Origin of the sequence: Mesorhizobium sp. L-8-10 (assembly GCF_016756635.1) — a bacterium.
In the GTDB taxonomy this organism is placed as follows: Bacteria; Pseudomonadota; Alphaproteobacteria; order Rhizobiales; family Rhizobiaceae.
The window spans coordinates 5,946,246-5,969,458 of the sequence record NZ_AP023263.1; the positions used below are offsets into that span (position 1 = coordinate 5,946,246).

The 23,213-nt window shown below is 63.1% G+C and carries 24 protein-coding genes; 18 read left to right on the forward strand and 6 right to left on the reverse strand.

The window, feature by feature from the left end:
- Nucleotides 1-36 precede the first annotated feature (36 nt).
- Complete coding sequence (locus JN280_RS27835) at nt 37-1,149, forward strand: LacI family DNA-binding transcriptional regulator (RefSeq protein WP_202307130.1); 1,113 nt, start codon at nt 37-39, stop codon at nt 1,147-1,149.
- A 54-nt stretch (nt 1,150-1,203) separates the two neighbouring features.
- On the opposite strand, the gene JN280_RS27840 is transcribed toward JN280_RS27835, so the two are convergent.
- Together JN280_RS27840 and JN280_RS27845 are read right to left on the reverse strand one after the other, a co-directional pair.
- Complete coding sequence (locus JN280_RS27840) at nt 1,204-1,983, reverse strand: IclR family transcriptional regulator (protein WP_202307131.1); 780 nt, start codon at nt 1,981-1,983, stop codon at nt 1,204-1,206.
- A gap of 31 nt (nt 1,984-2,014) precedes the next feature.
- Complete coding sequence (locus tag JN280_RS27845) at nt 2,015-2,842, reverse strand: sugar phosphate isomerase/epimerase family protein (protein WP_202307132.1); 828 nt, start codon at nt 2,840-2,842, stop codon at nt 2,015-2,017.
- Nucleotides 2,843-2,925: 83 nt separating this feature from the next.
- Between JN280_RS27845 and JN280_RS27850 the strand changes: the two genes are divergently transcribed.
- The 5 genes from JN280_RS27850 to JN280_RS27870 all read left to right on the forward strand — a co-directional run bounded on the left by JN280_RS27850 (nt 2,926) and on the right by JN280_RS27870 (nt 5,924).
- Nucleotides 2,926-3,564 (forward strand): nuclear transport factor 2 family protein, encoded by a 639-nt coding sequence (locus JN280_RS27850; RefSeq protein WP_202307133.1) that lies wholly within the window; start codon nt 2,926-2,928, stop codon nt 3,562-3,564.
- Nucleotides 3,565-3,595: 31 nt separating this feature from the next.
- A complete protein-coding gene (locus JN280_RS27855) occupies nt 3,596-3,745 on the forward strand; it encodes a hypothetical protein (protein WP_202307134.1) in 150 nt (49 codons plus the stop codon).
- 13 nt (nt 3,746-3,758) lie between these two features.
- Nucleotides 3,759-4,442: a hypothetical protein gene (locus JN280_RS27860; RefSeq protein WP_202307136.1), complete on the forward strand. Its 684-nt coding sequence runs from the start codon at nt 3,759-3,761 to the stop codon at nt 4,440-4,442.
- 8 nt (nt 4,443-4,450) lie between these two features.
- Nucleotides 4,451-5,080 (forward strand): shikimate dehydrogenase family protein, encoded by a 630-nt coding sequence (locus tag JN280_RS27865; protein ID WP_202307137.1) that lies wholly within the window; start codon nt 4,451-4,453, stop codon nt 5,078-5,080.
- Between the two features lie 79 nt (nt 5,081-5,159).
- Nucleotides 5,160-5,924, forward strand: coding sequence for a sugar phosphate isomerase/epimerase family protein (locus JN280_RS27870; RefSeq protein WP_202307138.1), 765 nt, complete (start codon nt 5,160-5,162; stop codon nt 5,922-5,924).
- Nucleotides 5,925-5,992: 68 nt separating this feature from the next.
- Here the strand turns inward: JN280_RS27870 and JN280_RS27875 are convergent, their stop codons facing one another.
- The gene (locus tag JN280_RS27875) at nt 5,993-6,697 is read right to left on the reverse strand and encodes a TetR/AcrR family transcriptional regulator (protein WP_202307139.1); all 705 of its coding nucleotides are present in this window, start codon (nt 6,695-6,697) and stop codon (nt 5,993-5,995) included.
- 605 nt (nt 6,698-7,302) lie between these two features.
- On the opposite strand from JN280_RS27875, the gene JN280_RS27880 reads away from it, so the two are divergent.
- The 7 genes from JN280_RS27880 (at nt 7,303) to rpsI (ending at nt 13,276) form a co-directional block, all read left to right on the forward strand.
- Nucleotides 7,303-8,316 carry a sialic acid TRAP transporter substrate-binding protein SiaP gene (locus JN280_RS27880; RefSeq protein WP_202307140.1) on the forward strand — a complete coding sequence of 338 codons (1,014 nt, stop codon included), beginning with the start codon at nt 7,303-7,305 and terminating at the stop codon, nt 8,314-8,316.
- A gap of 91 nt (nt 8,317-8,407) precedes the next feature.
- Nucleotides 8,408-8,971 (forward strand): TRAP transporter small permease, encoded by a 564-nt coding sequence (locus tag JN280_RS27885; RefSeq protein ID WP_244742175.1) that lies wholly within the window; start codon nt 8,408-8,410, stop codon nt 8,969-8,971.
- The gene (locus JN280_RS27890; RefSeq protein ID WP_202307141.1) at nt 8,968-10,263 is read left to right on the forward strand and encodes a TRAP transporter large permease; all 1,296 of its coding nucleotides are present in this window, start codon (nt 8,968-8,970) and stop codon (nt 10,261-10,263) included. Before JN280_RS27885 ends, JN280_RS27890 begins: the two co-directional genes overlap by 4 nt.
- A 136-nt stretch (nt 10,264-10,399) precedes the next feature.
- The gene (locus JN280_RS27895) at nt 10,400-11,560 is read left to right on the forward strand and encodes a Gfo/Idh/MocA family protein (protein WP_202307142.1); all 1,161 of its coding nucleotides are present in this window, start codon (nt 10,400-10,402) and stop codon (nt 11,558-11,560) included.
- Entirely contained in the window at nt 11,499-11,954 is a 456-nt protein-coding gene (gene aroQ, locus JN280_RS27900) for a type II 3-dehydroquinate dehydratase (RefSeq protein WP_202307143.1), read from the forward strand. The genes JN280_RS27895 and aroQ overlap by 62 nt, the downstream gene beginning before the upstream one ends.
- Before the next feature lie 378 nt (nt 11,955-12,332).
- Complete coding sequence (rplM, locus tag JN280_RS27905; RefSeq protein WP_202307144.1) at nt 12,333-12,794, forward strand: 50S ribosomal protein L13; 462 nt, start codon at nt 12,333-12,335, stop codon at nt 12,792-12,794.
- A gap of 5 nt (nt 12,795-12,799) precedes the next feature.
- The gene (gene rpsI / locus JN280_RS27910) at nt 12,800-13,276 is read left to right on the forward strand and encodes a 30S ribosomal protein S9 (RefSeq protein WP_202307146.1); all 477 of its coding nucleotides are present in this window, start codon (nt 12,800-12,802) and stop codon (nt 13,274-13,276) included.
- An 87-nt stretch (nt 13,277-13,363) separates the two neighbouring features.
- Here rpsI and JN280_RS27915 read toward each other — a convergent pair whose 3' ends face one another.
- Both JN280_RS27915 and JN280_RS27920 read right to left on the reverse strand, forming a co-directional pair.
- A complete protein-coding gene (locus JN280_RS27915; protein WP_202307148.1) occupies nt 13,364-14,737 on the reverse strand; it encodes an amino acid permease in 1,374 nt (457 codons plus the stop codon).
- Nucleotides 14,738-14,773: 36 nt separating this feature from the next.
- Nucleotides 14,774-15,037, reverse strand: a complete 264-nt coding sequence (locus JN280_RS27920) for a hypothetical protein (RefSeq protein WP_202307150.1) — start codon at nt 15,035-15,037, stop codon at nt 14,774-14,776.
- Between the two features lie 305 nt (nt 15,038-15,342).
- Here JN280_RS27920 and JN280_RS27925 point away from each other — a divergent pair, with 305 nt between their 5' ends.
- Entirely contained in the window at nt 15,343-16,860 is a 1,518-nt protein-coding gene (locus tag JN280_RS27925; RefSeq protein ID WP_210387823.1) for a tetratricopeptide repeat protein, read from the forward strand.
- Nucleotides 16,861-17,194: 334 nt separating this feature from the next.
- Here JN280_RS27925 and JN280_RS27930 read toward each other — a convergent pair whose 3' ends face one another.
- Nucleotides 17,195-17,653, reverse strand: coding sequence for a histidine kinase (locus JN280_RS27930; protein WP_202315077.1), 459 nt, complete (start codon nt 17,651-17,653; stop codon nt 17,195-17,197).
- A gap of 571 nt (nt 17,654-18,224) precedes the next feature.
- Between JN280_RS27930 and arcD the strand changes: the two genes are divergently transcribed.
- The 4 genes from arcD to arcC are packed head-to-tail and all read left to right on the forward strand — an operon-like array spanning nt 18,225 to nt 22,951.
- The gene (gene arcD, locus JN280_RS27935) at nt 18,225-19,703 is read left to right on the forward strand and encodes an arginine-ornithine antiporter (protein ID WP_202307154.1); all 1,479 of its coding nucleotides are present in this window, start codon (nt 18,225-18,227) and stop codon (nt 19,701-19,703) included.
- A gap of 46 nt (nt 19,704-19,749) precedes the next feature.
- A complete protein-coding gene (gene arcA, locus JN280_RS27940) occupies nt 19,750-20,979 on the forward strand; it encodes an arginine deiminase (protein WP_202307156.1) in 1,230 nt (409 codons plus the stop codon).
- Between the two features lie 28 nt (nt 20,980-21,007).
- A complete protein-coding gene (locus tag JN280_RS27945; protein ID WP_202307158.1) occupies nt 21,008-22,012 on the forward strand; it encodes an ornithine carbamoyltransferase in 1,005 nt (334 codons plus the stop codon).
- A gap of 3 nt (nt 22,013-22,015) precedes the next feature.
- Nucleotides 22,016-22,951: a carbamate kinase gene (gene arcC / locus JN280_RS27950; RefSeq protein ID WP_202307159.1), complete on the forward strand. Its 936-nt coding sequence runs from the start codon at nt 22,016-22,018 to the stop codon at nt 22,949-22,951.
- The last annotated feature ends 262 nt before the right edge of the window (nt 22,952-23,213 follow it).

Below are 23,213 nucleotides of genomic sequence, written 5' to 3' on the forward strand. Positions count from 1 at the left end.
CCGTCACGATTGGTTGTGCGACAATCGCGAAGCAGCTTGCCGGATTCAACTCGTCTTGATATTTTCCCTCAAAATCATCATTCAATGAAAGAAACTGTCATCACTGAGGAACCCGGGTCGCAGCGGATAACTCTCTCGGACGTGGCAAAGGCTGCCGGAGTGAGCCTCGCCACGGTCGACAGGGTGCTGAACGGAAGGGCGCCGGTCAGCGGCAAGCGCGCGCAGCAGGTCTACGACGCCGCCCGTGCGCTCGGCTATCACGGGCTACCGATCCTGAGAGCGCGCGCGCCGGCGCCGCGCCAGCATATGCGTCTTGGCATTGCCATCCGCCGGCGGCACCACGCCTTTTATCAGCAGATCGAAGCCGACCTGCGGGCGGCCGCGGCACGCCATTCGACTGCCGAGGTGGAACTCGCCTTCTATTATCACTCGGACAATTCACCAGCAGAGGCGGTCAGGCTCGCCCGCGAAATGGGCGGCCATTGCGACGCGATCGCGATGATGGCTCCGGACAGTGCGGAGTTGCGCGATACCATCCTCGGCCTGCGTCAGCGGAAGGTGTTCACATTTTCCATTCTGTCGGACTTCGCGGTCGATTTCCGCCACGCCTATATCGGCGTCAACAACCGGCAGGCCGGGCGGACGGCGGCCTGGGGAATTGCCCATACGGCCCTGCGCCCGGGACGGGTGGCTCTGGTCACGGGCGCTTACCACTTTAGCGCCCAGGAAATGCGGGAGTTGGGTTTCCGGTCCTATATGCGGGAACGCTGCCCCCACTTCGCGATCGTTGACACGGCCGCTGTCGCCGAGTCTTCCGACGCCGTGAGGCAGGCCGTGGGACAGCTACTGGATAGAAACGACGATCTGGTCGGCGTCTACGTCGCCAGCGGCGGCTTCGAGGGCGCGCTGGAGGCCCTGACGGCAAGGGGTCGGGAGAGAACGGTGTCGCTCGTCGTCAACGAGATCACTCCAAGCTCGCGCCAGGCGCTTCTCGCGGGAACCGTCTCAATGGTCATCGCGACGCCAGTGCGCGAATTTACGCGGCAACTGGTCGACGAAGCCGTCAGTACCGTGCAGACGATGGGAACCGAGTTGTCGCGGCCCGAGGCCCTCCCGTTCAACATCGTCATTTCCGAGAACACGACCTGACTGAATTCATCGGGCCGAGCTTGTCCGTTGTCGCGGGAACGGGAGCCTTGCGAACTAACCGGCCAGTCTGCGCGAAACGGTCGCAACGGCCTCGCCGAGGACCTCTACGCAGTGGTCTCGGACGGCGTCGTTGAACCGCGGCATGGGGATGGCGATGTTGATGGAGGCTAGCGGAAAGCCGGACTCGTCCAGAAGTGGCCGCGCCACGCCGGCTATCCCCGGCGTGAACTCCTCGACCACGTAGGCCACGCTGCTCTGACGCACCACTTCCAGTTCATCGATGAGGGCCTTGACCGTACGGATCGTGGCCAGCGTAATCGGCTCGAACGTGACCCGCGCCAGGTACTCCTTCAGCATCTCGTCCGGCAGGAATGCAAGAAGCGCCTTGCCGCCGGAGGTGGCGTAGAGGGGAGCGGTGTCGCCCAGCCGCATGTGGTAGAGCAGCCTGCGCGGGCTCGTCACGCAGGCGACCACCTGCGATGACATCCCCCTCATCACGTTAAGCGCGCACGATTCCTGCGTTTGCAGCGTGACCCATTCGAGCACGCTCTCGGCGGCGGGGATGACCTCGCTGCCGCCTTTTGCATGCCGCGCCAGCCGGGCCACGGCGGTACCGAGTTCATAGCCTTTGGTGGCCGGGACGTAAGCCAGGTATCCGCGATTGACCAAGGTCTTGAGAAGCTGCGTGAGGCTGCTCTTGGGGATGCCGAGCTCCTCGGCGATCTCGGAATGGGTTTTCTCCGCGCCCCAGCGGCCGATATATTCGAGAAGATCGAGCGCCCGCGTCGCGGACTTGACGACGCCTTGTTCCGTTGGGGTCTTTTCGCCGTCCATGGCCTCTCGCATCTCTGAGCTTCCGCTCGCGTCAGGGAGCCGGCTCATCGCTCCAGGCACGCTCTATCACGGATCGCGACAGCTTCGCAGCCAAGCGCAACCGGTCGATGGTGGATAGTTCCCCATGGCGAATCGTCGGCGCTTCCAGCGCCACGGGAACGTCGCGCGGGAATGCTCTCAGGAAGGCGCTCAGCCACAGTTCGCCCTCGCCGGGATAAAGCCGCGCGCCCCGCGCCTCCCGGCGCAGGGCGTCCGTGTCCATCGGTGGTCGGCTTGGCGCGTCGCAGAGATGAACGTAGCGAAACAGGTCCGGGGGATAGAGTGCGAGATCATCGGGCGAACCGCCGGAGCGTGCGAGATGAAGCGCATCGACGAGGAGCCCGGCGTCGGCTGCTCCGGCGGCCGCAAGCAGTTCATGCGCCTCCGCCAGGGAGCGAACCGCCGTGTAGGGAATGAATTCCAGCATGGGCGACAGGCCGCAGGCCACCGCCTCTTCACAGGTCTTGCCAAGACTTTCGGTCAGCCGCGCGCGGTGGGGGTCGTGCCCGACGATCAGCACGTGGCGCGCACCGAGTTCGGCTCCGACTTCATAGGCGCGTAGGAACGCGTCCAGATCGCTGTCCGGCCGCAACCAGAACGCCTCGATGTCGAGCAGTTCGATCCCAGTTTGGCGCAGCCGTTGCCGGATCGCACGCCGGGTCTTCGGCTCTTCCAGCACCGGCGCGACAACGTCGCCAGGCAGCGGCGGCCAAAGGCGCAGCCCGACCGCGTCGAACCCCGCGCCAGCCGCCAGCTCGATCAGTTCGATGGGGTGCGTCGAGAGCTGGGTCAGGTGGGCGAGTGACAGTATTGCGGGCATGGCCATCGATCCGAGTGGCAGAATCCGGTTTACTTATAGAACAAGTTCTCCTATGTGAACAGATACCAAGGAGGAACCGAGCCATGACTGCGCCGTTCGATGACCGGTTCACCATCCGGGAACTGCTGGAAAACTGGGTCGTCTGGCGCGACGCGGGCGACTGGGAGCGTTTCCGCACCGTCTGGCACGACGACGGGCGAATGATGGCGACCTGGTTCCAGGGAACAGCGGACGAGTTCATTGCGGTCAGCCGCAAAGGCTTCGAGAACGGCGTGCGCATCCTGCACTTCTTGGGCGGCACGTCGATCGACCTGTCGGGTGACAGGGCGATCGCCCAGACGAAGATGACGATCAGCCAGCGCGCCAAAGTCGAGGGCGTGGCCTGCGACGTCGTCTGCACCGGTCGCTTTTATGATTTCCTGGAGCGCCGCGGCGGGCGCTGGGGTGTCGTGCTGCGCCAGCCGATCTACGAGAAGGACCGCCTGGATCCGATCGATCCGACCGAAGCCCCGAGGCTGGACAGCGAGCTGCTGCAGGCATTTCCCGAGGGCTACAGACACCTCGCCTACCTGCAGACCGGCATCGGCTACACGGTCAAGCGCGACATGCCCGGCCTGATCGGGCCCGAGGTCGAGGCGCTCTATGCTCGCGGCCGGGGCTGGCTCGAAGGCGGCCCCACCGGCGTGCCGGGAGATCAACCGGCGCAAGCGACCGGTGCGTGACGGCCGCGCGCTCGAAACGGAAACTGAACCGATGCAACCCTTCGTGTGCGGGTCTGAGCCCTCGCGCGTGATCTTCGGTGCCGAGGCACCCGCCTGCCTCGGCGAAGAGATCGAGCGGCGCGACATCCGGCGCGTGGAGCAGCTTCCCAGGTCGCCGCATCGGACCAACACCACCGACTGAACGGAGACACCCGATGCCGCTCAAGGGCAAAGCCATCATGATCGTCTGGCACGACATCAGACAGGGATCGGAACCGGACTATCACCTCTGGCATACGCGCGAGCACATGCCGGAGCGGCTCGCCGTACGGGGTTTCCTGCGCGGACGCCGCGGGGTGGACTGGAACCGCGACAGGCATCGCTACCTGACCCTCTACGAAGGAGAGAGCATCGGTACTTTCGGTTCGCCGGAGTATCTCCGGCGGCTCAACAATCCCACGCCGTGGACGCTGAGAACCCAGCCGACCTTCTACAACTTCATCCGTTGCGCCTGCGTCTTGGCCGCAAGCATCGGACGCGGCGTCGGCGGAGCGATGGCGACCATCCGCGTGCCATTCAACGGCGTTGACGACGCGGGCTTTCGCGCTCTGGCTCAGCCCTTGGCAGAGGAAATCATTGAACTCGAGGGCGTCTCGGCGGTCCATCTCGCTGTCGCTCGCCCTGACGTGACAGGCGCGAAGACCCGCGAAACCGAGCTTCGCGGCATGACGAGAGACGACATCTTCGACGCCGTGATCATGATCGATGGCATCGGGCGCCGCGAACTGGATAGGCTCGACGCAAAGATCATGGGCCGGTTGCGGGCGCGCGGCCTCAGCATCGATCCGGCCGAAGCAGCCATCTACGACATGGCCTTCTGCCTCGATGCAACGGACTGAGCAGCACAATGAAAGCGGATGACATCGAACTCGTGACCAGGCGGCCGGTCGTCGACGGCGCCACGCAGCTGGTGGGCATCGTCGGGAGCCCGATTGCCCAGGTCCGCGCGCCGGAAGGCGATATCGTCGACGGCATCGGTTTCGTCGAAAACCTCAAGGCCCATGGCGTCGACCCCCGGGGCATGCGGGCGCTGCTGATCGGAACCGGCGGGGTCGGAACGGCGATCGCCTTCGCGCTCGCCGAGTCCGGCGTCTCAGAGCTCTTTGTCCACGACCGCGACACCGCGCGCAGCGACGGCCTCGCCGCGCGGCTCTCGAACCTTGAGCGTCCGGTGCGCACTGGGCCACCGGACCCGGCCGGCTTCGACCTCGTCGTCAACGCGTCTCCCCTGGGAATGAAAAGCGACGACCCGATGCCAATGGACGCGACACACATTGGTGCCGGCAGCGTGGTGGCGGACGTGATCGTGCATGAAACCGAACTGCTGCGACGAGCTGCCGCGCTCGGCTGCAGGACGATCGACGGGACCGGAATGATGGATCACCAGCTCGCGTTCATGGCAGGACACATGGGGCTCGGCGAGATGGATTTCAGCGCGGCAACCGCCCGGCGTATCGCCGCGGCCGCTCGTCGATAGCGGTTCGAGGCCAGCACCACCGACAGCCACTGCGGACAGGGGACCGGACATGAGACTTGGTGGGACGACGTTCTCGTTCATGTGGAGCGAGCCGGCGCACGAGACGATGCGGCGCCTCGGTCGCCTCGGCCTGCGAGAGTTCGACGTCGTCCTGGCGCCCGGTCATTTGTGGGCGGACGAACTCGATACCGGAGCCCGACGCGACTTGCTGCAGGCGCTCTCGCGGGAGGGCATGAAAATCGAGTCGCTGAACCTCCCCGCACTCGACTTCAACCTCGGCAGTTGCCTGGCCGAGGTGCGAGACCACGCGGTCCGCAACTACGCCGAAGCTTTGCGTCTCTCCGCGGATCTGGGCGGCCGCGGTGTCGTCGTCGTGCCGGGTCGCGTCTCCGGCCTGCTGCCGCCGAAGATGGAGGACACAATGTCATGGCTTGGCGACAGCATCGAGGCGCTGCTGCACTTCGCCGACAAGACGGGACAAGACCTGCTGCTCGAGACGCATCCGCTGACAGCGATCCCCACCGCAGAGGCGGTCGCCGCTTTCATCGAAACGATTGGCCATCCGCGTCTGCTGGTCGCCTACGACGTAGCCAATGCCGAATTCATCGGCGAGGATCAAGTCGCGGCCCTCCGCCGCCTCAAGCCGATCCTGGGCCAGGTGCATGTATCCGATGCGAAGCGCAGTTCGTGGAAGCACGACCCCGCCGGCCTGGGGACGGTGAATTTCGGCGAAGTCAGGGCTACGCTCGGAGAGATTGCGTTCGACGGGCTCGCCGTGGTTGAGGTGATCTCCAGCAACGCGGTGGCCGATACCGAAGCGACCGTCCACGCTTTGAACGGATGACAGCAATGGCGTATCCGCGACACGCTTGGCGATGTCCCCTCTCCAGCCTGGCGCGGCCGCACCACTCCTCAGCGCGTATATTCCGAACCGAACCCGGTCATGTCCGCATCGAGACGCCCGAGGATGGTCAGCAGTATCTCCTGCTTGCGCGCCCGCCGGAACGCCGGCGACTGCATGTCGACATTGAATGCCGCGGTGAAGGTGGCACGGTTCGACACGTTGAAGAAGGACAAGGCCGAGATCGTCATGTGGACCTCGACCGGCGAGATCGTCCGCCGGAAGTTCTCCTTTTCGTAGCCCCTCCTGAGCAGCCGCTCGATGCGGGCGATGATCGGCTGATGCAATTCCTGGACAACGGACGATGTCGCGAGGAAGCGGGCATCGTTCAGGTTTTCCGTCATCAGAAGCTTGACGTAGGTGGGGTGCGCGAAATGGAAGTCGAAGGAGAATTCGACGAGGTTCTTCAGCGATTGCCGCGGGTCGTCCTCGTCCAGGTTGATCGCGAGCTCCGCGGTTCGCATGCGACGGTAGCCGTTCTCGAGAACGGCCAGGTAGAGCTTCGCCTTGGACGAGAAATAGTAATAGATCATGCGCTTGCTGCGCTTGGTCTTGGCCGCGATGCTGTCGAGCTTGGCGCCGCCGAAACCGTGGCGTGCGAACTCTGCCTCCGCCGCCTTCAGAATGTCCGCACGGGTGCGATCCGGATCGTTGCTCGGCAGCGACCGCTCGTATCTACGGCTAGGACCTGCTCTGCCTGGCGGCTGCTCGTTCATGCCCTCGACCTCGGACCAATCGCCCGCCCGTCCTTATCGCGAGAGGCGGCGTCGGCACAACCTCAGCCGCCGGCTCTCGGTCCGAACAGGCGAGCTTGTGAACCATTTTGTTCATTATCACCCGTCGCTCTCAGCTCCGCATGATTTACTGACGCGGAGTTGATACCTGATCATAGCGCGTTGAATCAACAATGTTCCTTGTGAATTTTCCACGTTTCGACCGAGGGGTTTGACTCAGTACGCATATCTGAGCTACTGTGAACCCAATCGAACATTTTGAAATGGCGCAACAGACGCCGCGCAAGTTCGACTGGGAGGAAATTGCAATGAGCTGACGGCTCGAATATCGCGTTTCAAGCCAAATGTTGGGCCGGCGCGAATCCAATCCATTGTTGTGACCCTGACCGATGCAGCCTGATCGCTGCCACTTGGCCGCGAATGGGCTGGCTTTGGCCGACACTGCGCCTTCGCCGAAAGGTTCGACCCGAAATCGCGCACCAGCCTGGTTCCTCGGCATGTGCCCCCCGATTCGAAGCAGATCGTTCCGAGGCATTCTCGGGATGGACCAAATGAACGACCATGGACAATTTCTGGGAGGAAATCAGATGACCGCAGTCACCCGTCGCACGCTTCTTGCCGGATCCGCTGGCCTCATGTTGGCGGCCACGATCAGCTTACCCGTCACATCATGGGCGCAGGACAAGATCACGCTTCGCCTGTCGACTTCCGGCACGCAGACGGATCAGCGATCCATCGCTATGGCCAATGTCTTCGGTCCCGCCGTCTCGGGCTTCGCCGACTTTCAGCCGCACTACAACTCCTCGCTGGTTGCACAGGGCTCGGAGTTGGAAGCGATCTCGTCGGGCGACCTCGAAATGACGATCTGCTCCGCCCAGGAACTGGCGACTTTCTTTCCGGAGTTCTCGATCTTCGCGGCCGGTTACGTGCACCAGAACGCCGAGCATCAGGTGAAGGTCTTCAACGATCCGCTGATGGATCCGTTCAAGAAGAAGGTCGAGGACGAACTCGGCGTGAAGCTGCTGGCGGTCATGTATCTGGGCCGCCGCCACGTGAATCTTCGTTTCCCGCGTTCGGAACGCAACGTCATGACGCCGGCAGATCTTGCGGGCGTCAACCTGCGCATGCCGGGCACCGATGCCTGGCTGTTCCTCGGCAAGGCGCTCGGAGCCAACCCGGCACCGATCGCCTTCTCGGAAGTCTATACCGTGCTGCAGACCGGGTCGGTTGACGGGCAGGACAATCCGCTGCCCACCGTGGTCGACTCCAAATTCTACGAAGTCACCAGGCAGATCAGCCTGACGTCGCATCTGGTCGACCTCAACTACATCGCCTTCTCCAAGGAAGTATGGGACGGGCTGACACCGGAACAGCAGGAAACCGTGCAGAAGGCCGCGGTGGACGCGGCCGAGTCCGGTCGGCAGGCGCAATTGCAGAAGGAGGAGGAACTCGTGGCCTTCCTGAAGGACAAGGGTCTCGAGATCTATGAGCCGGACCTCAAGGCGTTTCGCGAGCATGTCCAGGCACAATATGTCGGCTCCGAATTCGCCAAGGCATGGCCGGAAGGAGTGTTGGACAAGATAAACGCACTCGGCAACTGAAGTGGTTCAGTAGGCGCGACGGGGACGCGCGTCCCCGCCTTGCCGCCATCATCCGCGGCAGGGCTTGACGTCGGACTAGGGAGGGTCCCGCGTGAGACGAACGATCGACACTTTTCGCACTTTCGCCGAGGCCGTTGCCGGTGCCTTGATGGCGGCCATGTTCGTAACCTTCATCGTGCAGGTCACTATCCGTTACACTGCCCGGGCCGACTGGATCGCTGAAGCCGTTCCGCTGCTGCAGCCGTCCAATTTCGGGTGGACGCTGGAATTCTGCCTGGCGCTGTGGGTTTGGCTGGTGTTCTGGGGCAATGCCTTCGTCGTCCGCAACCAGGAACACGTCTCGTTCGATATCCTCTATCTCGCCGTGGCGCCGGGCATGCGCAGGGCCTTCTTCATCGCGGGGGGCCTTGCCATCTCGGTGGGCCTGCTGCTGTCGATAGAGCCGACCTGGGATCGGCTGGCGGTCCTGAGATTGAAGAAGACCGCAACGCTCTCGGCGCTGTTCGGCGACTGGATCCGGATGCGCGACATCTACGCGATCTACCTGCTTTTCCTCTTCGTCGTCGCACTCCGCTACGCGGCGGGCGTCTGGCGCGCATTCCGCCACGGCGTCGACGAACTGGATCTCTCGGACGGGGAGCGCGTCGACGCATGAGCTTCGCCTTTGTCCTCTGTCTCGGCACGATGGGCGTGATCGCCGCGATCGGCGCACCGATCGCCTATGCGATTCTCCTCGCCTCCTTTGTCTACCTGGCCGCGAACGGGATGAGCATTGGTATCGCCGGCAAGGTCATGCTCGACGGGCTCTACCAGAGCTTCATCCTGCTGACTGTGCCGCTGTTCATCGTTGCAGCCAACATCATGAACGCAGGCTCGATTTCCGACCGGCTTCTGCGCTTCTGCATCGGCCTCGTCGGCCGCTTCAGGGGCGGCCTTGGCCATGTGAACGTCCTTGCGTCCCTTGTCTTCTCCGGCATGTCCGGATCGGCCGTCGCCGACGCCGCCGGTATCGGCAAGATCATCATCGACCTGATGGTTCGCTCCGGCCACTACACGCGCGGCTATGCGGCGGCGATCACCGCCGCGTCGGCAACCATCGGGCCGATCATCCCGCCATCGATCCCCATGGTGCTCTACGCGCTGGTTTCCAACAGTTCCATCGGCTTCCTGTTCCTGGGCGGCATCATGCCTGGGTTACTGATGGGAGCGGTGCTGATGGCCATCAATGCCTGGATATCGCACCAGCGCGGGTTCGGCGTGGAGAAATCGGTCCCACTCAGTCAACTTCCAAAGCTGACCCTCGATGCGGGTCCCGCGCTGCTGATGCCGGCTATCCTGCTCTACGGCATCTATGGCGGAGTGACGACCCCGACCGAGGCAGCCGCGGTCGCCGCGTTCTACGCGCTGCTCCTGGCCGCCTTGTTCTACCGCTCGCTGTCCCTGGCGGCGTTCGGACGGATTCTCGTCGAAAGTGCCCGTTCCTCGGCCGCGGTCGGCCTCGTGATCGGCGGCGCGCTCGTCCTCAACTATGTTGTCGCTTCGGAAAACATCCCCAATCTCGTCGCGCAGTCCCTTGTCGGCGTCAACGTATCACCGCTCGCCTTCCTGCTGTGCGTCAACCTGCTGCTGCTGATCCTGGGGTGCATTCTCGATGCCGCGACGATCATCCTGGTAATCATTCCGCTCTTCATTCCCGCCTGCCGCGAACTCGGCATCGACCTTGTGCATTTTGGCGTGGTCGCGGTCGTCAACTGCATGATCGGGCTGATCACGCCGCCTTACGGCATCCTCCTGTTCGTCATCAACGCGGTGACGCGCATCCCGCTCGCCGAAATCATCCGCGAAATCTGGCTGTTCGTGGCCGTCCTCGTCTTTGCGCTGCTTCTGCTGATCCTCTTCCCGGGCATCGTGCTCTGGCTGCCGCGGATGTTCGGTTACGACGGATAGGAGCCTCCCTCCTGATCTCGCCCTTCGGAACAAGCACCCTTTGCCCGGCCGTCACGCCGGCACGCAACGTTTCTGGCCACGATGCCCCACTTGGAATTGGAGTGCGGACACAGCCACACAAGGAGCAATGGACATCATGACGAGCATCTCCATCGGCCTGATCGGCGCAGGCCTGATAGGCCGCAAGCACCTTAGGAAGATCGCCGAGCATCCGGACTACACCCTGGCAGGCATCTCCGACGTCAACAGCGACGCCGTCGCGGCGCAGTATCCGGAAGAACGGGTCTATGCGGACTATCGCGCCATGCTGGACGAGGCTCGACCCGAGGCGGTCATCATCGCTTCGCCCAACCAGTTGCACGCCGATGCCGGCGTGGAATGCGCGCGCCGCGGCATTCACATCCTGGTGGAAAAGCCGGTGACAGACACCGCCGAGGCCGCACGCGTGCTGATTGCCGAGACCCGGCGCAGCGGCATCAAGACACTGGTGGGTCATCACCGGCGCCACCATGACCAGGTGCAGCAGCTTCGATCGTTGCTGACCGAAGGAAACATCGGCGCGCTAGTCGGCGTGTCGGCCATCTGGGCGGTCTACAAGCCCGACGACTACTTCAAGGCGGCGCCGTGGCGCACGCAACCGGGGGGAGGACCGATTCTCATCAACCTCATCCATGAGGTCGATTTCTTGCGCTTCACGGCGGGCGAGATCGTCGCCGTCAGCGCGATCTCGTCCAATCGCCAGCGGCATTTCGGGGTAGAGGATACCGCCGCCGCGCTGATGGAGTTCGAGAATGGGGCCATCGGCACCATCATCGCCAGCGACAGTGCCGTCTCGCCCTGGAGCGTCGAGCAGGGCACGGGTGAATCAGTCGAGTTCCCCTTCAGCGGGGAGAGCCCCTATCGTTTCATCGGCAGCCACGGCTCGCTCGAATTCCCGACCCTCGTCCGCTGGGGCCAGACCGATGGCGCGCGCTCCTGGAACCGGCCCGTCATATCGCAGCGCCTCTTCGCCACGACGATCGACCCCTACCTGGCGCAGCTCAATCATTTCCGCGACGTGATCCGCGGCGCCGCCTCAACGATGCAGAGCGTGGAGGACGGCGCCCGGACGCTGATCGCCACGCTCGCCGTCACAGAGGCTGCGGCCACCGGTGCCCGCATCGATCTTCGTGACCGCTACGAAGCGCTCTCCGGCGCCTTCGCCTCATCGCCAGCCCATGCAAGAAAGTCCCATCATGACCAGCAAGCCCATCTACGTCCTGAACGGCCCGAACCTCAATCTGCTGGGCGATCGTGAGCCGCACATCTACGGCCACACCACGCTGGCGGACATCGAGGCAAGTTGCGGCCGCACCGCCGCGGCCGGCGAGCACGGTATCGTCTTCAGGCAATCCAACCATGAAGGCCAGCTCATCGACTGGATTCACGAGGCGCGCCGCGAGGCTGACGCAATCATCATCAATGCGGGCGGTCTTACTCATACATCGATTGCCATCCACGACGCGTTGAAGAGCTTTGCGGGTCCGGTGATCGAACTGCACGTTACCAATGTTCATCGTCGCGAAGCCTTCCGGCACCACTCCTACATTTCCTTTGCAGCGACGGCGGTGATATGCGGGCTTGGCCCCGAAGGCTACGGTATCGCGCTGGACGCGGCGGCGATGCTCGCGGCCAAGGCGAAACGGGCCTGACCAGCATGGGGTTTCCTGATCCCTTGCCGGGACTCTAAGACCACATCCGCGCCGGATAGCCAGGTGTCGGGCTTTCCCCATCAGGTCGGCCCGAGCAACTGTCGCGAACCCCAGCTTCGCGCTTCACCACCAGATGCCATGTCTCCCTACTGCGGTAAAATAATACCACATTCATAACGACATTGTTTTTACTGGATATTTTTGCAACAACGGTCATCCCGCAAGCTTGACGCGACAGTCTCCCTCCCCTATAAGCCAGCCCGAAGCAGCGGCCAGCCGGCCGCCGTTTCGTTTTTGGCGCACCGTTCCGGCGGCACTCCAAGGCAAGCAACAAGAAACGCCTTCCCCCGGGAAGGTCCCAACCGAAAGCAGCGAACCATGAAAACCTTTTCGCAGAAGCCTGCGGACGTGGTGAAGAAGTGGGTTCTGATCGACGCCGAGGGTCTCGTCGTCGGCCGTCTCGCCTCCATCATTGCCAACCGTCTCCGCGGCAAGCACAAGCCGACCTTCACCCCGCATGTCGACGACGGCGACAACGTCATCGTCATCAATGCCGACAAGGTGGTGCTCACCGGCAAGAAATACACCGACAAGGTCTATTACTGGCACACCGGCCATCCCGGCGGCATCAAGGAGCGCACCGCGCGCCAGTTGCTCGAGGGCCGCTTCCCCGAGCGTGTCGTCGAGAAGGCCGTCGAGCGCATGATCCCGCGCGGCCCCCTCGGCCGTCGCCAGATGAAGAATCTCCGCGTCTATGCCGGCGCCGAGCACCCGCACATCGCCCAGCAGCCCGAAACGCTCGACGTCGGCGCGCTGAATGCCAAGAACAAAAGGGCTTGATCAACATGGCTGAGCTTTCCTCGCTCGCAGAACTCGGCGCCGCCACCCAGGCCGCGCAGCCGGCCGCGCCGGTCCACGTCCAGAAGCTCGACAAGAGCGGACGCGCCTATGCCACCGGCAAGCGCAAGGACGCCATCGCGCGCGTCTGGGTCAAGCCCGGCTCGGGCAAGATCATCGTCAACGACAAGGACTTCGGTGCCTATTTCGCCCGCCCGGTTCTGCAGATGATCCTGCAGCAGCCGATCGTCGCGGCCAACCGCGCCGGCCAGTACGACATCGTCGCCACCGTCGCCGGCGGCGGCCTGTCCGGCCAGGCGGGCGCCGTTCGTCACGGCATCTCCAAGGCCCTCACCTATTACGAGCCGGGCCTGCGCGGCCTCCTCAAGAAGGGCGGCTTCCTCACCCGCGACAGCCGCACCGTCGAGCGCAAGAAGTACGGCAAGGCCAAGGCCCGCCGCAGCTTCCAGTTCTCGAAGCGCTGATCTCTTATCGCACCATCTGGTGCCGATCTCTCGAGGCCGCCTCCGGGTGGCCTCTTTCTTTGCGGGAGCCCCCTGGACTTTTCGCGGTCATGCCGCGTCCTGCCGAGCCGCCGTGGCTGACTGGTCGCTGCTCGCCCTGGAATTGCGCCACTTGATCCACACATGGATGGGAATGCCCACCAGAACCAGCAGGAAGCCCAGGAACACCGTCTCCGCCCCGGCGCCGTAGAGAGCCCAGAGCGCGTAGACAAACCCTATGGCGCCCAATATGGCGACCTTGGTGATCTCGGGGCCCGCGACGGTGCGGCCTGACCGCACGACGATCATCAGTTCAGCCAGGGCGCAAAGCGCATAAGGCAGCAGGCTCGACATCACTGCCAAGAGGATGATCGTATTGAAGGCGCCGACCAGGCCCTTGGCGAAATTCATCGCCACCAGGATCGATGCCAGGAGGTTGGAGAAGATCAGCGCATTGGCGGGGGTGCCGTAGCGGGAAAGCCGCCCCATCCGCTCGGGGAAGACATGATCGAGGGCCGCTCCGTAGGGCACCTGGCCGGTCAGGAGGGTGAAGCCGTTCAGCGTGCCGAAGGTGGAGATGACCGCACCGATCGCGACGAGGGTTCCGCCGACCGCCCCCCACATCTCGCGCGACACGTCGGCCAGTGGCGCCGAAGACTGCGCCAGCAATTCCGCCGGTAGCACCCCGATCGCCACCGTGGTGACCGCGATATAGACCGCGGCAGCGATCAGCACCCCCACGATGGTCGCCCGCGGTATGGTCTTTGCCGGGTTGATCACGTTGCCGGACGGCACGGTGGCCGATTCCAGTCCGAGATAGGCCCACAGCGTCAGCGCCGCCGCGGCGGAGATCGCGGCCAGGTCGGACTCGCCGCTGGTGTTCAATGGCGAGAAGTTCGCCGGCTCGACCCAAAGGAAGCCCAGCGTGCCGATGAGCACGAGCGGCACCAGCTTCAGCACGGTTGTCACGATCTGGACGAAGCCCGCTTCCTCGACCCCGCGAATATTGACCAGGGTCAGCGTCCAGATCGCCAGCAACGCCACCGCGAGGCTGTAGGTGTCCGATGAGCCGATCGCGGGAACAAGGAAGCCGACATAGCCAGCCAGGGCAACCGCGACAGCGGCGTTGCCGGTCCACAAGGCGATCCAATAGCCCCATGCGATGATGAAGCCGGCAAATTCGCCGAACCCGGCCTGCGTATAGGCATATGGGCCTCCGGTCTTGACGACGATCCGCGACAGCCGGCCGAAGATGACGGCCAGGATCAGCGCCCCGATCGAGGTCACGATCCATCCCGCGAGTGAGATCGGCCCGAACGCGGCAAGAGACGCCGGCAAAAGGAATATCCCCGAGCCGATCATGTTGCCGACGACCAGAGCCGTGCAGGCCATCAGGCCGAGGCCGCCTGCCCTCTCCCCGCGCGACGCCGATGGATCACGCATGTCTGGGTGCATCTTTCGCCGTCGGCGCAGCCATCGTCATCCTCGAGCCTGTTGCAGCAACTGGGCGACCTCTTCCTCCAGCCCGGCAATGACCGACCGATAGTCGGCAACCTCGGGACGTTCTTCTGCCCCGGAACGCGCTTCGAACCAGGAGAGGCTGGCGCGGGCCAGCACATATTCCTCGCATATTCCGCGAAACGCCTCGTCCTTGAGCGCCAGCCGGCGGATGAGAGCCCCATCTCCGGGAAAGCGTTCAATGATCTCCGCGAGATCGAGGCGCAGATTTTCGGGCCCCGTCATCCATACCTCCGGAATACCGTCAAAGTATGAGATGTTCGATACCGCGCCGCAATGGAAGGTTGAGTAAGTCACGGTGACTGGCCTAACCTTTCCCCGTTTGCCGTTACCGTTTGGTCTGCTAACGTTGGAAGGCACGCATACCCGCTCTATGCGAGCCAATCGCCATTGTGACCCTGAGGGAGGTCGAGTCGATGGAAGAAGCGGGGTGTCACTCCTCGGATGCCGTTCGAGACGCGCTCGCGCGCATCTTGGAGTCGCCTGATTTCGACGCGACGGATCGCATCAGGCGATTTTTGAGCTACGTGGTGGACGAGACTTTGAAGGGCCGTCCCGACCGCATCAAGGCCTACAGCATTGCGACCTCCGTCTTTGGCCGTGACGAGACCTTCGATCCGCAGGTCGACTCCATCGTGCGTATCGTGGCCGGCCGTATGCGCCGGTCCCTCGAGCGTTATTATCTCACCGGCGGCAAGGATGATCCGTTGCGAATCCGGATTCCGAAGGGCTCCTATGTGCCCGTCTTCGAGGATGCGGCCATGGCGCTGGAAGACCCGCTGCATTCGCACGGGGGTGAGTTGCAGAAGCCGGGCAAGATCGGGCCCTCTATTCTGGTCGGCCCTTTCATCGAGGAAGGTGATCTGGCCTCCTATCCGAATCTAGGGCGCGGGCTCGCCAGATCGCTTGTCGTCGGACTTGCCCGCTTCACCAATTTGCGGGTGTTCGGGGCCGAGCCGTTGATCGAGCGCGTTCCAGGTCCCGCATCCGGCGGCGCCGACGAGGTGGCCGTCGACTACATCCTCAGCGGTCGAACGACGGTCGGTTCCGATCGGTTCTGGGCCGACATGCTGCTTGTCGACGCGCGCAGCGGAAGAACGGTCTGGGCGGACAGCTTCGAGCGCGGGCTCGTTCCATCCGAGATCTTCGCGCTTCGCAGCGAGGTCGCGAACCGGGTGGCCCGCACATTGGCCCAGCCCTATGGCGTTATTTACAGTGATCGGGCGCAGGAGACCGAAGGCAGCCCTCCCGAAAGATTGAGCAGCTACGACTGCGTGCTGTACTTCTATCAGTACTGGCGGACGTTCGATCAGGACATCGTGGATCGTGTCCGCGACTGCCTGGAACGCACAATCCGGTCCGAGCCACACTATTCCGAAGCCTTCGCCTGCCTTTCCCTGGTCTATTCCAACATCCATCGGTTCGGAAACGGGAACAGATTTGCCGACACCGATTTCCGTGAGCGCGCCCAAGCCCTTGCGGATCGCGCCGTCGAGCTTGCGCCGAGTTCGAGCTGGGGCCACTACGCGCGTTCGTTGGCCTACTGGTCCTTGCGCGACATCCGGGCGAGCCTCGCCGCTTTCGAGACCGCCCGTGCGCTCAACCCCAACGACACGGCGATCGCCGCGGATCTCGGGCAGCGTTACGCCATGCTTGCCGAATGGGAAAAGGCAGTGCCGTTGCTGGAGGAGTCGTTCTCGAGAAATCCCGTGCAGCCGGGCAGCTACAGGCTCGGGCTGTTCTTCTATCATTGCGCCCATGGCCGCTTCGAGGAGGCGCTGAGGGAAGCGCGCAAGATCGGCACGCCCCACATGATCCTCGGACCGATGGCCATCGCCGTCGCCGCAGCCCATCTGGGCGACCATAAGGAGGCAGTGAAGGCAGTAGGCCAGATGATCGCGCTCGACGCCAGTTATGGCGACCATGTGGTCGCGGATCTGGAGAGCCGCAACTTGCATCCCGACCTCATCCGGATGGCCGTCGATGGATTGCGCAAGGCGGGTTTGCAAGGTCGCGATACTGGCTTTCTGGCCGCAGAGTCAGCCTGACCTTCCCTCCGCTGGACAAAGATCGGAACGCTGTGGTGACCCGACGCTTGCCGTAAGTTACGCTGCTCGCGCGGCCCTCCGTGCGGGGGATCCCTGAAAGGATGCCGCGCAGCGAAGAACTGCGGGGGTCACGTCGGAAGCGTCAGAGCATCCAAATCTGAGAGACAAGCGGGAGCCGCATCGGTCGGCACGTCTTACACCCAGCTTCTTCAACCCAGGATCGTGCTCCCCAATCGCCCGTCCGGTTAGAAAACAGGCTTGAAGCGGAGAAAAGTAACGTCGAAAGCGGGTGCCTCGATCGCCTCGAAGCAGCCGCCTTCGATTTCAACCCGTTTCATTTTGCTTCCGGTGCCCAGCTCAGGAAAAATCCAACGTCGCCGGGAACTCCTCCGGGGAAATTGATGATCATGGCTTTCAGCTTGTAGCCTTGCGGCTTGCCGAAGGCCTGGTACCGTTCGAAGAACTCCTTGGCCTTGCCCCGCAATGTGCTCGGCCAGTCCGGGTCGTTGCTGTTGATGGCACGTCCGCTGTCGGTGCACAGATCGGATGGGAAGCTATAGACAAGGGCCTCGAGCTTCCCGTCCCTGACCGCGTTCATGACGAGCCGACGCACCGTGGCGATCTCGCTCTCGGTCACGTGTTGCTTGAGAAAGCTCTCGGCGAAGTCGGCGAGTTCCTTCTGTTTGGCTTCCCGCTCCTTTCTGTAGAGATCGGCTTTCTCCATTTCCTTCTCGAGCAGCATCTGGCGAAGCTGTGACGCGCTGAGCGGGGTGTCTGACTTTTCCTCGGCCATGTCCTTTGATCCGTCGCTGTCTTGCGAGGCATGAAGACTATCACAGGGGTAGTCGATTGCTACCGCCGCGATCAGTCTCGACTGAAACATACGGTTACATACCTGCTGATGACACATCTTTCGACGCTCGCCACATCGACGTTTCAACTTGGCGAGGCACGGAATGATTGCAATCAGGATTGATGGCGATCGGACATCGTGGATCGAGGCGTTTCGCCCGCAGCCGGAAATTAGCCAGCAAATAGCAGGACTTCACATCTCTTGTCGACGCGTGAACACCACACAGCGAACAAGTAAAGGCTAGTGAATAACCCCAAACGACTTGGAAAGATGCAGCATACGTTGAATGCTCCCGGTTGCACGCTGGGCAAACTCGCGATGCCGGCGGCCATGGCGAGGGAGGGCAAGTCGTCCCGGCTGGTAGCACAAATCGCCTTCGATGCAGACGCCAGGGTAGAGCCGCGTCGCATACCCCGGGCTCCGCCTGCGACCATTATCGACCCGGATCATGACAACAGGCTCGCAAGTACGCCTCCGTTGGAGGTGTGTCCGGTGAAAGGGAGGGCATCCAATGTCGACCACATTCGCAACCGACCAGCCGCAGACGACATCCGAAACCGCGCATAAGCTGACGCTCCTCCCACTGATCGCGCTCGTCGTCGGGTCCATGATCGGAGGCGGGGTTTTCAACCTTCCTTCCGACATGTCGCGCCAGGCCTCGCCCGGTGCGATCATCATCGGCTGGCTGATCACCGGTGCCGGCATGCTGATGCTGGCCTTCGTCTATCAGCGCCTTGCCGTTCGCAAGCCGGAGTTGAACGCGGGCCCCTATGCCTATGCGAAGGCGGGCTTTGGTCCGTTCATCGGCTTCAACAGCGCCTGGGGCTATTGGCTGAGCGCCTTCCTCGGCAATGTGGCCTACGCCGTCGCGATCTTCTCGGCCCTCTCCTATTTCTTTCCGGTCTTCGGCGACGGAAACAACCTCGCCTCGATCCTCGGCGCCTCGATCTGCCTTTGGCTGGTGCATGTGCTCGTGCTGGGCGGCATCAAGCAGGCCGCCTTCGTCAATGTCGTGACCACCATCGCCAAGCTGGTTCCCCTGATGGCGTTCGTTCTGCTCGCGGTCATCGGTTTCAACTGGGACAAGATCTCCTTCGACTTCTGGGGACAGGGAGGCGCTGACGGCACCGGCGGGCTCGGCTCGATTCTCGCCCAGGTCAAAAGCACGATGCTGGTCACGCTCTGGGTCTTCATCGGCATAGAAGGCGCGAGCGTCTATTCGGCGCGCGCTGCGCGACGCTCCGATGTCGGCCGGGCGACGGTCATCGGCTTCTGTGGCGCGCTCGTCATCTATGTGCTGGTCTCGCTGCTGGCCACCGGGGTGATGACCCAGCCGGAGCTGGCCGCCCAGAAAGTGCCCTCCATGGCCGGCGTGCTGGAGGCCCTGGTCGGAAGATGGGGCGCCATCCTTATCAGCCTCGGCCTCATCGTCTCTGTCGGCGGTGCTTTTCTTTCCTGGACGCTGCTTTGTGCCGAGATCCCCTACACCTGTGCTCGTGATGGTACCTTCCCCAGATGGTTCGGCGGCGAGAACGCGAATGGCTCGCCCGCCAATGCTCTCTGGGCCACGAATATCCTGATCCAGGCATTCCTCGTGCTCAGCCTGTTCTCGAAGAGCGCCTATCAGTTCTTCTACTTCATCGCCTCCGTCGCCATCCTTCCGCCCTACGTCCTGTCGGGCGCCTATGCGCTCAAGCTGGCCAGGAGCGGCGAAGGCTACGCCGACGACGAGCGATCGCGAACCAGGGATACGGTGGTCGGTGCTCTGGCTACCCTCTACGGCATCTGGCTGGTCTATGCGGCAGGGCTCGAGTACCTGCTCATGTGCTCCATCCTCTTCGCCCCTGGCATCTTCGTCTACGCCAGGGCCAGGACAGAACGCGGGGAGCAGGCCTTCTCTGGATACGAATACGCCCTCGCGATCGTGCTGGTCGCTCTGGCGTTGCTGGCTGCGTGGCTGTTGTGGACCGGCCGGATCAGCCCCTTTTGACGGCGGCCCGGCATAGCCGCCGTCAGCGAGCTCAATGGAGGAGACAATGCGTGAATTCGGCGTGCATTCGGAGGTCGGCAAGTTACGCACGGTGATGGTGTGCAGGCCCTCGCTCGCCCACCAACGGCTCACGCCGGGCAACTGCCATACCTTGCTCTATGACGACGTTATCTGGGTGCACGAGGCTCAGAAGGACCACTACGACTTCGTGTTGAAGATGCAGGAGCGCGGCGTGGAGGTGCTCGATCTGCACGACCTGCTGGAGGAGACATTGCAGGTGCCGGAAGGCCGGCGCTTCGTTCTCGACCGGCTGATCACGGCAAACTCCGTCGGTGTGCAGAACGCCGCGATCATGCGTCCCTGGCTGGATGAGTTGGAGGCCGGCCGTCTCACGCCCCTGATGATCGGCGGCATAACCGTCGCCGACCTGCCCGAAGGCCTCAGCAAGACGATGATGGCTGAAGCCTTCGGCGAGGCGGAGTTCATCCTGCCACCCATACCCAACACCTTGTTCCAGCGCGATCCGTCCTGCTGGATTTACGGCGGGGTCACCTGCAATCCGATGTACTGGCCGGCAAGAAAACCCGAGACCCTTTTGCAGCGCGCTGTCTACAAGCACCATCCCTCCTTCAGCGCAGGGGATTTCAAGATCTGGTGGGGCGATTCCGACGAGCCGTTTGCCGCCGCGTCGATGGAAGGCGGGGACGTCATGCCGGTCGGCAACGGCATCGTGCTGATCGGTCTCGGCGAGCGCACGACACACCAGGCAGTGGGCCAGGTCGCGCAGCAATTGTTCCGCAACAAGGCGGCCAAGCGGATCATAGGCTGTCTCATGCCGAAGAGCCGCGCGGCCATGCATCTCGATACGGTATTCAGCTTCTGCGACCGCGATCTCGTCACCGTCTTCCAGGACGTTGTCGACCAGATCCATTGCTACAGCGTCTACCCCACAGGCGATGGCGGCTCCTTCGAGGTTCGCCGGGACGAAAAGCCGATCCTGGAAGTGGTCGGCGAAGCTCTCGGCGTCGGCAAGCTGAGAACCGTCGCGACGGGAGGGAATGTCTATCAGGCGGAACGGGAGCAATGGGACGACGGCAACAACGTCGTCGCGATCGAGCCCGGTGTCGTCGTCGCCTATGACAGGAACACCTACACCAACACGCTGCTGCGCAAGGCGGGTGTCGAGGTCATCACCATACGCGGGTCCGAACTCGGACGCGGTCGCGGCGGCGGCCACTGCATGACCTGTCCGATCCTGCGGGACCCCGCCTACTGACATCAGCCATCACATCAGGGAGTGGAAGATGAGCTTCAATCTACGCAACCGTTCGCTGCTGACGGTGCAGGACTATACGCCGCGCGAGTTCCGTTTCCTGCTCGACCTCGCCCGCGACCTCAAGCGCGCAAAATATGCCCGTACCGAGCAGCAGCATCTCAAGGGCAAGGAGATCTGCCTGATCTTCGAAAAGACATCGACGCGCACACGCTGCGCGTTCGAGGTCGCTTGCCACGATCAGGGCGCCAACGTCACCTATCTCGACCCGGCCGGTTCCCAGATCGGGCACAAGGAATCCTTCAAGGACACGGCCCGGGTGCTGGGCCGGCTCTATGATGCGATCGAGTATCGTGGCTCGGCCCAGAAGGCGGTCGAGCAACTGGCGGCCTATGCCGGAGTGCCCGTCTACAACGGCCTGACCGACGAATATCATCCGACGCAGATGCTGGCCGACGTCATGACCATGCGCGAGAACGCCGACAAGCCGATCAGCGACATCAAATATGCCTATGTCGGCGACACCCGTTCGAACATGGGGCATTCCCTGTTGATCGTCGGCTGCCTGATGGGCATGGATGTGCGCATCTGCGGGCCCAAGCAGCTTTGGCCGTCCGAGGACTATGTCGGCATCGCCAACGGCCTGGCCGAGAGTTCCGGAGCGAGATTGTTGATAACGGACGACGTCCAGAAGGCCGTGGAAGGTGTCGACTTCATCCACACCGACGTCTGGGTATCGATGGGCGAACCCAAGGATGTGTGGGCCGAACGCATCAAGCTGCTGACGCCCTATCAGGTGAATACGGAACTGATGAAGGCCAGTGGAAATCCGCAGGTCAAGTTCATGCATTGCCTGCCGGCCTTCCACGATACCGAGACGACCGTGGGCAAGCAGATCGCCCAGGACCATGGGATGAGCAACGGGCTCGAAGTCACCAACGACGTCTTCGAATCGGAAGCCAACGTGGCCTTCGAACAGGCCGAGAACCGGATGCACACGATCAAGGCGCTCCTGGTGGCCACCTTGGGGGATTGAACCATGCGCATCGTGATCGCACTCGGCGGCAATGCGCTGCTCAAGCGCGGCGAGCCGATGACGGCCGAGGTCCAGCGGCGCAACATAGAAACCGCCGCCCGGGCGATGGCGCCCATCGCCTCCGAACACCAGTTGGTGATCAGTCACGGCAACGGCCCGCAGGTCGGGCTTCTGGCTCTGCAGGGCGCCGCATACAAGGCGGACGAGGCCTATCCGCTCGATGTCCTCGGGGCCGAGACGGAAGGGATGATCGGCTACATGATCGAGCAGGAACTGGGCAACCTGCTGCCTTTCGAGGTGCCTTTCGCCACGCTCCTGACGATGGTCGAAGTCGACGGCAACGACCCGGGCTTCAAGGATCCGACCAAGTTTGTCGGTCCCGTCTATGAACAGGCCGAAGCTGATCGCATCAAGGCGGAGAAGGGCTGGGTGTTCAAGCTCGACGGAGCGAAATGGCGGCGGGTCGTGCCCTCGCCCCTGCCGAAGCGAATCTTCGAGATCCGCCCGATCCGCTGGCTGCTCGACCACGGCACTGTCGTCATCTGCGCCGGTGGCGGCGGCATTCCGACCATGTACGAACCGGGCAAGGACCGCAAGCTGGTCGGCGTCGAAGCCGTGATCGACAAGGATCTGTGTTCCGAACTGCTGGCGCGGGAACTCGAGGCCGACCTCTTCGTCATGGCGACCGATGCGGACGCGGTCTTCATCGGCTGGGGCACGCCCGAGGCGAAGGCCATCCATCGAGCGAGCCCCGAAGCGATATCGGCTCACAAATTCCCGGCGGGCTCGATGGGGCCGAAGGTCGACGCCGCATGTCATTTCGCCCGGACGACCGGGCGGACGGCCGCGATCGGAGCATTGGCGGACATTGCCGCGATCGTGCGTGGCGAAAAAGGAACACTGATACGGTCCGATTTCCAGGGGATGACCTGGCATTGAGAGCTCCCGCGCTGAAATCCGGGGTTTCGGCGGGGCAAGAGGAACCCGGATCCTCCGCGTCCGAGGCGCGGAGGCGCCGACGCAGCACGCTGGGCCAGCGGGAAGAGTGCCCTGAAGCCGCGTTTCCATTCAGCCTGTTTTGGCTTCTTTGTTGTCCAGCGCCTCCGTCTTGGCGCAGGATGCCTCGGCCCCGCCTACAAGCCGGGGATCGGCGACCTGATGACGACGATGCAACCGAGGCATGCCAAGTTCTTGTATGCCG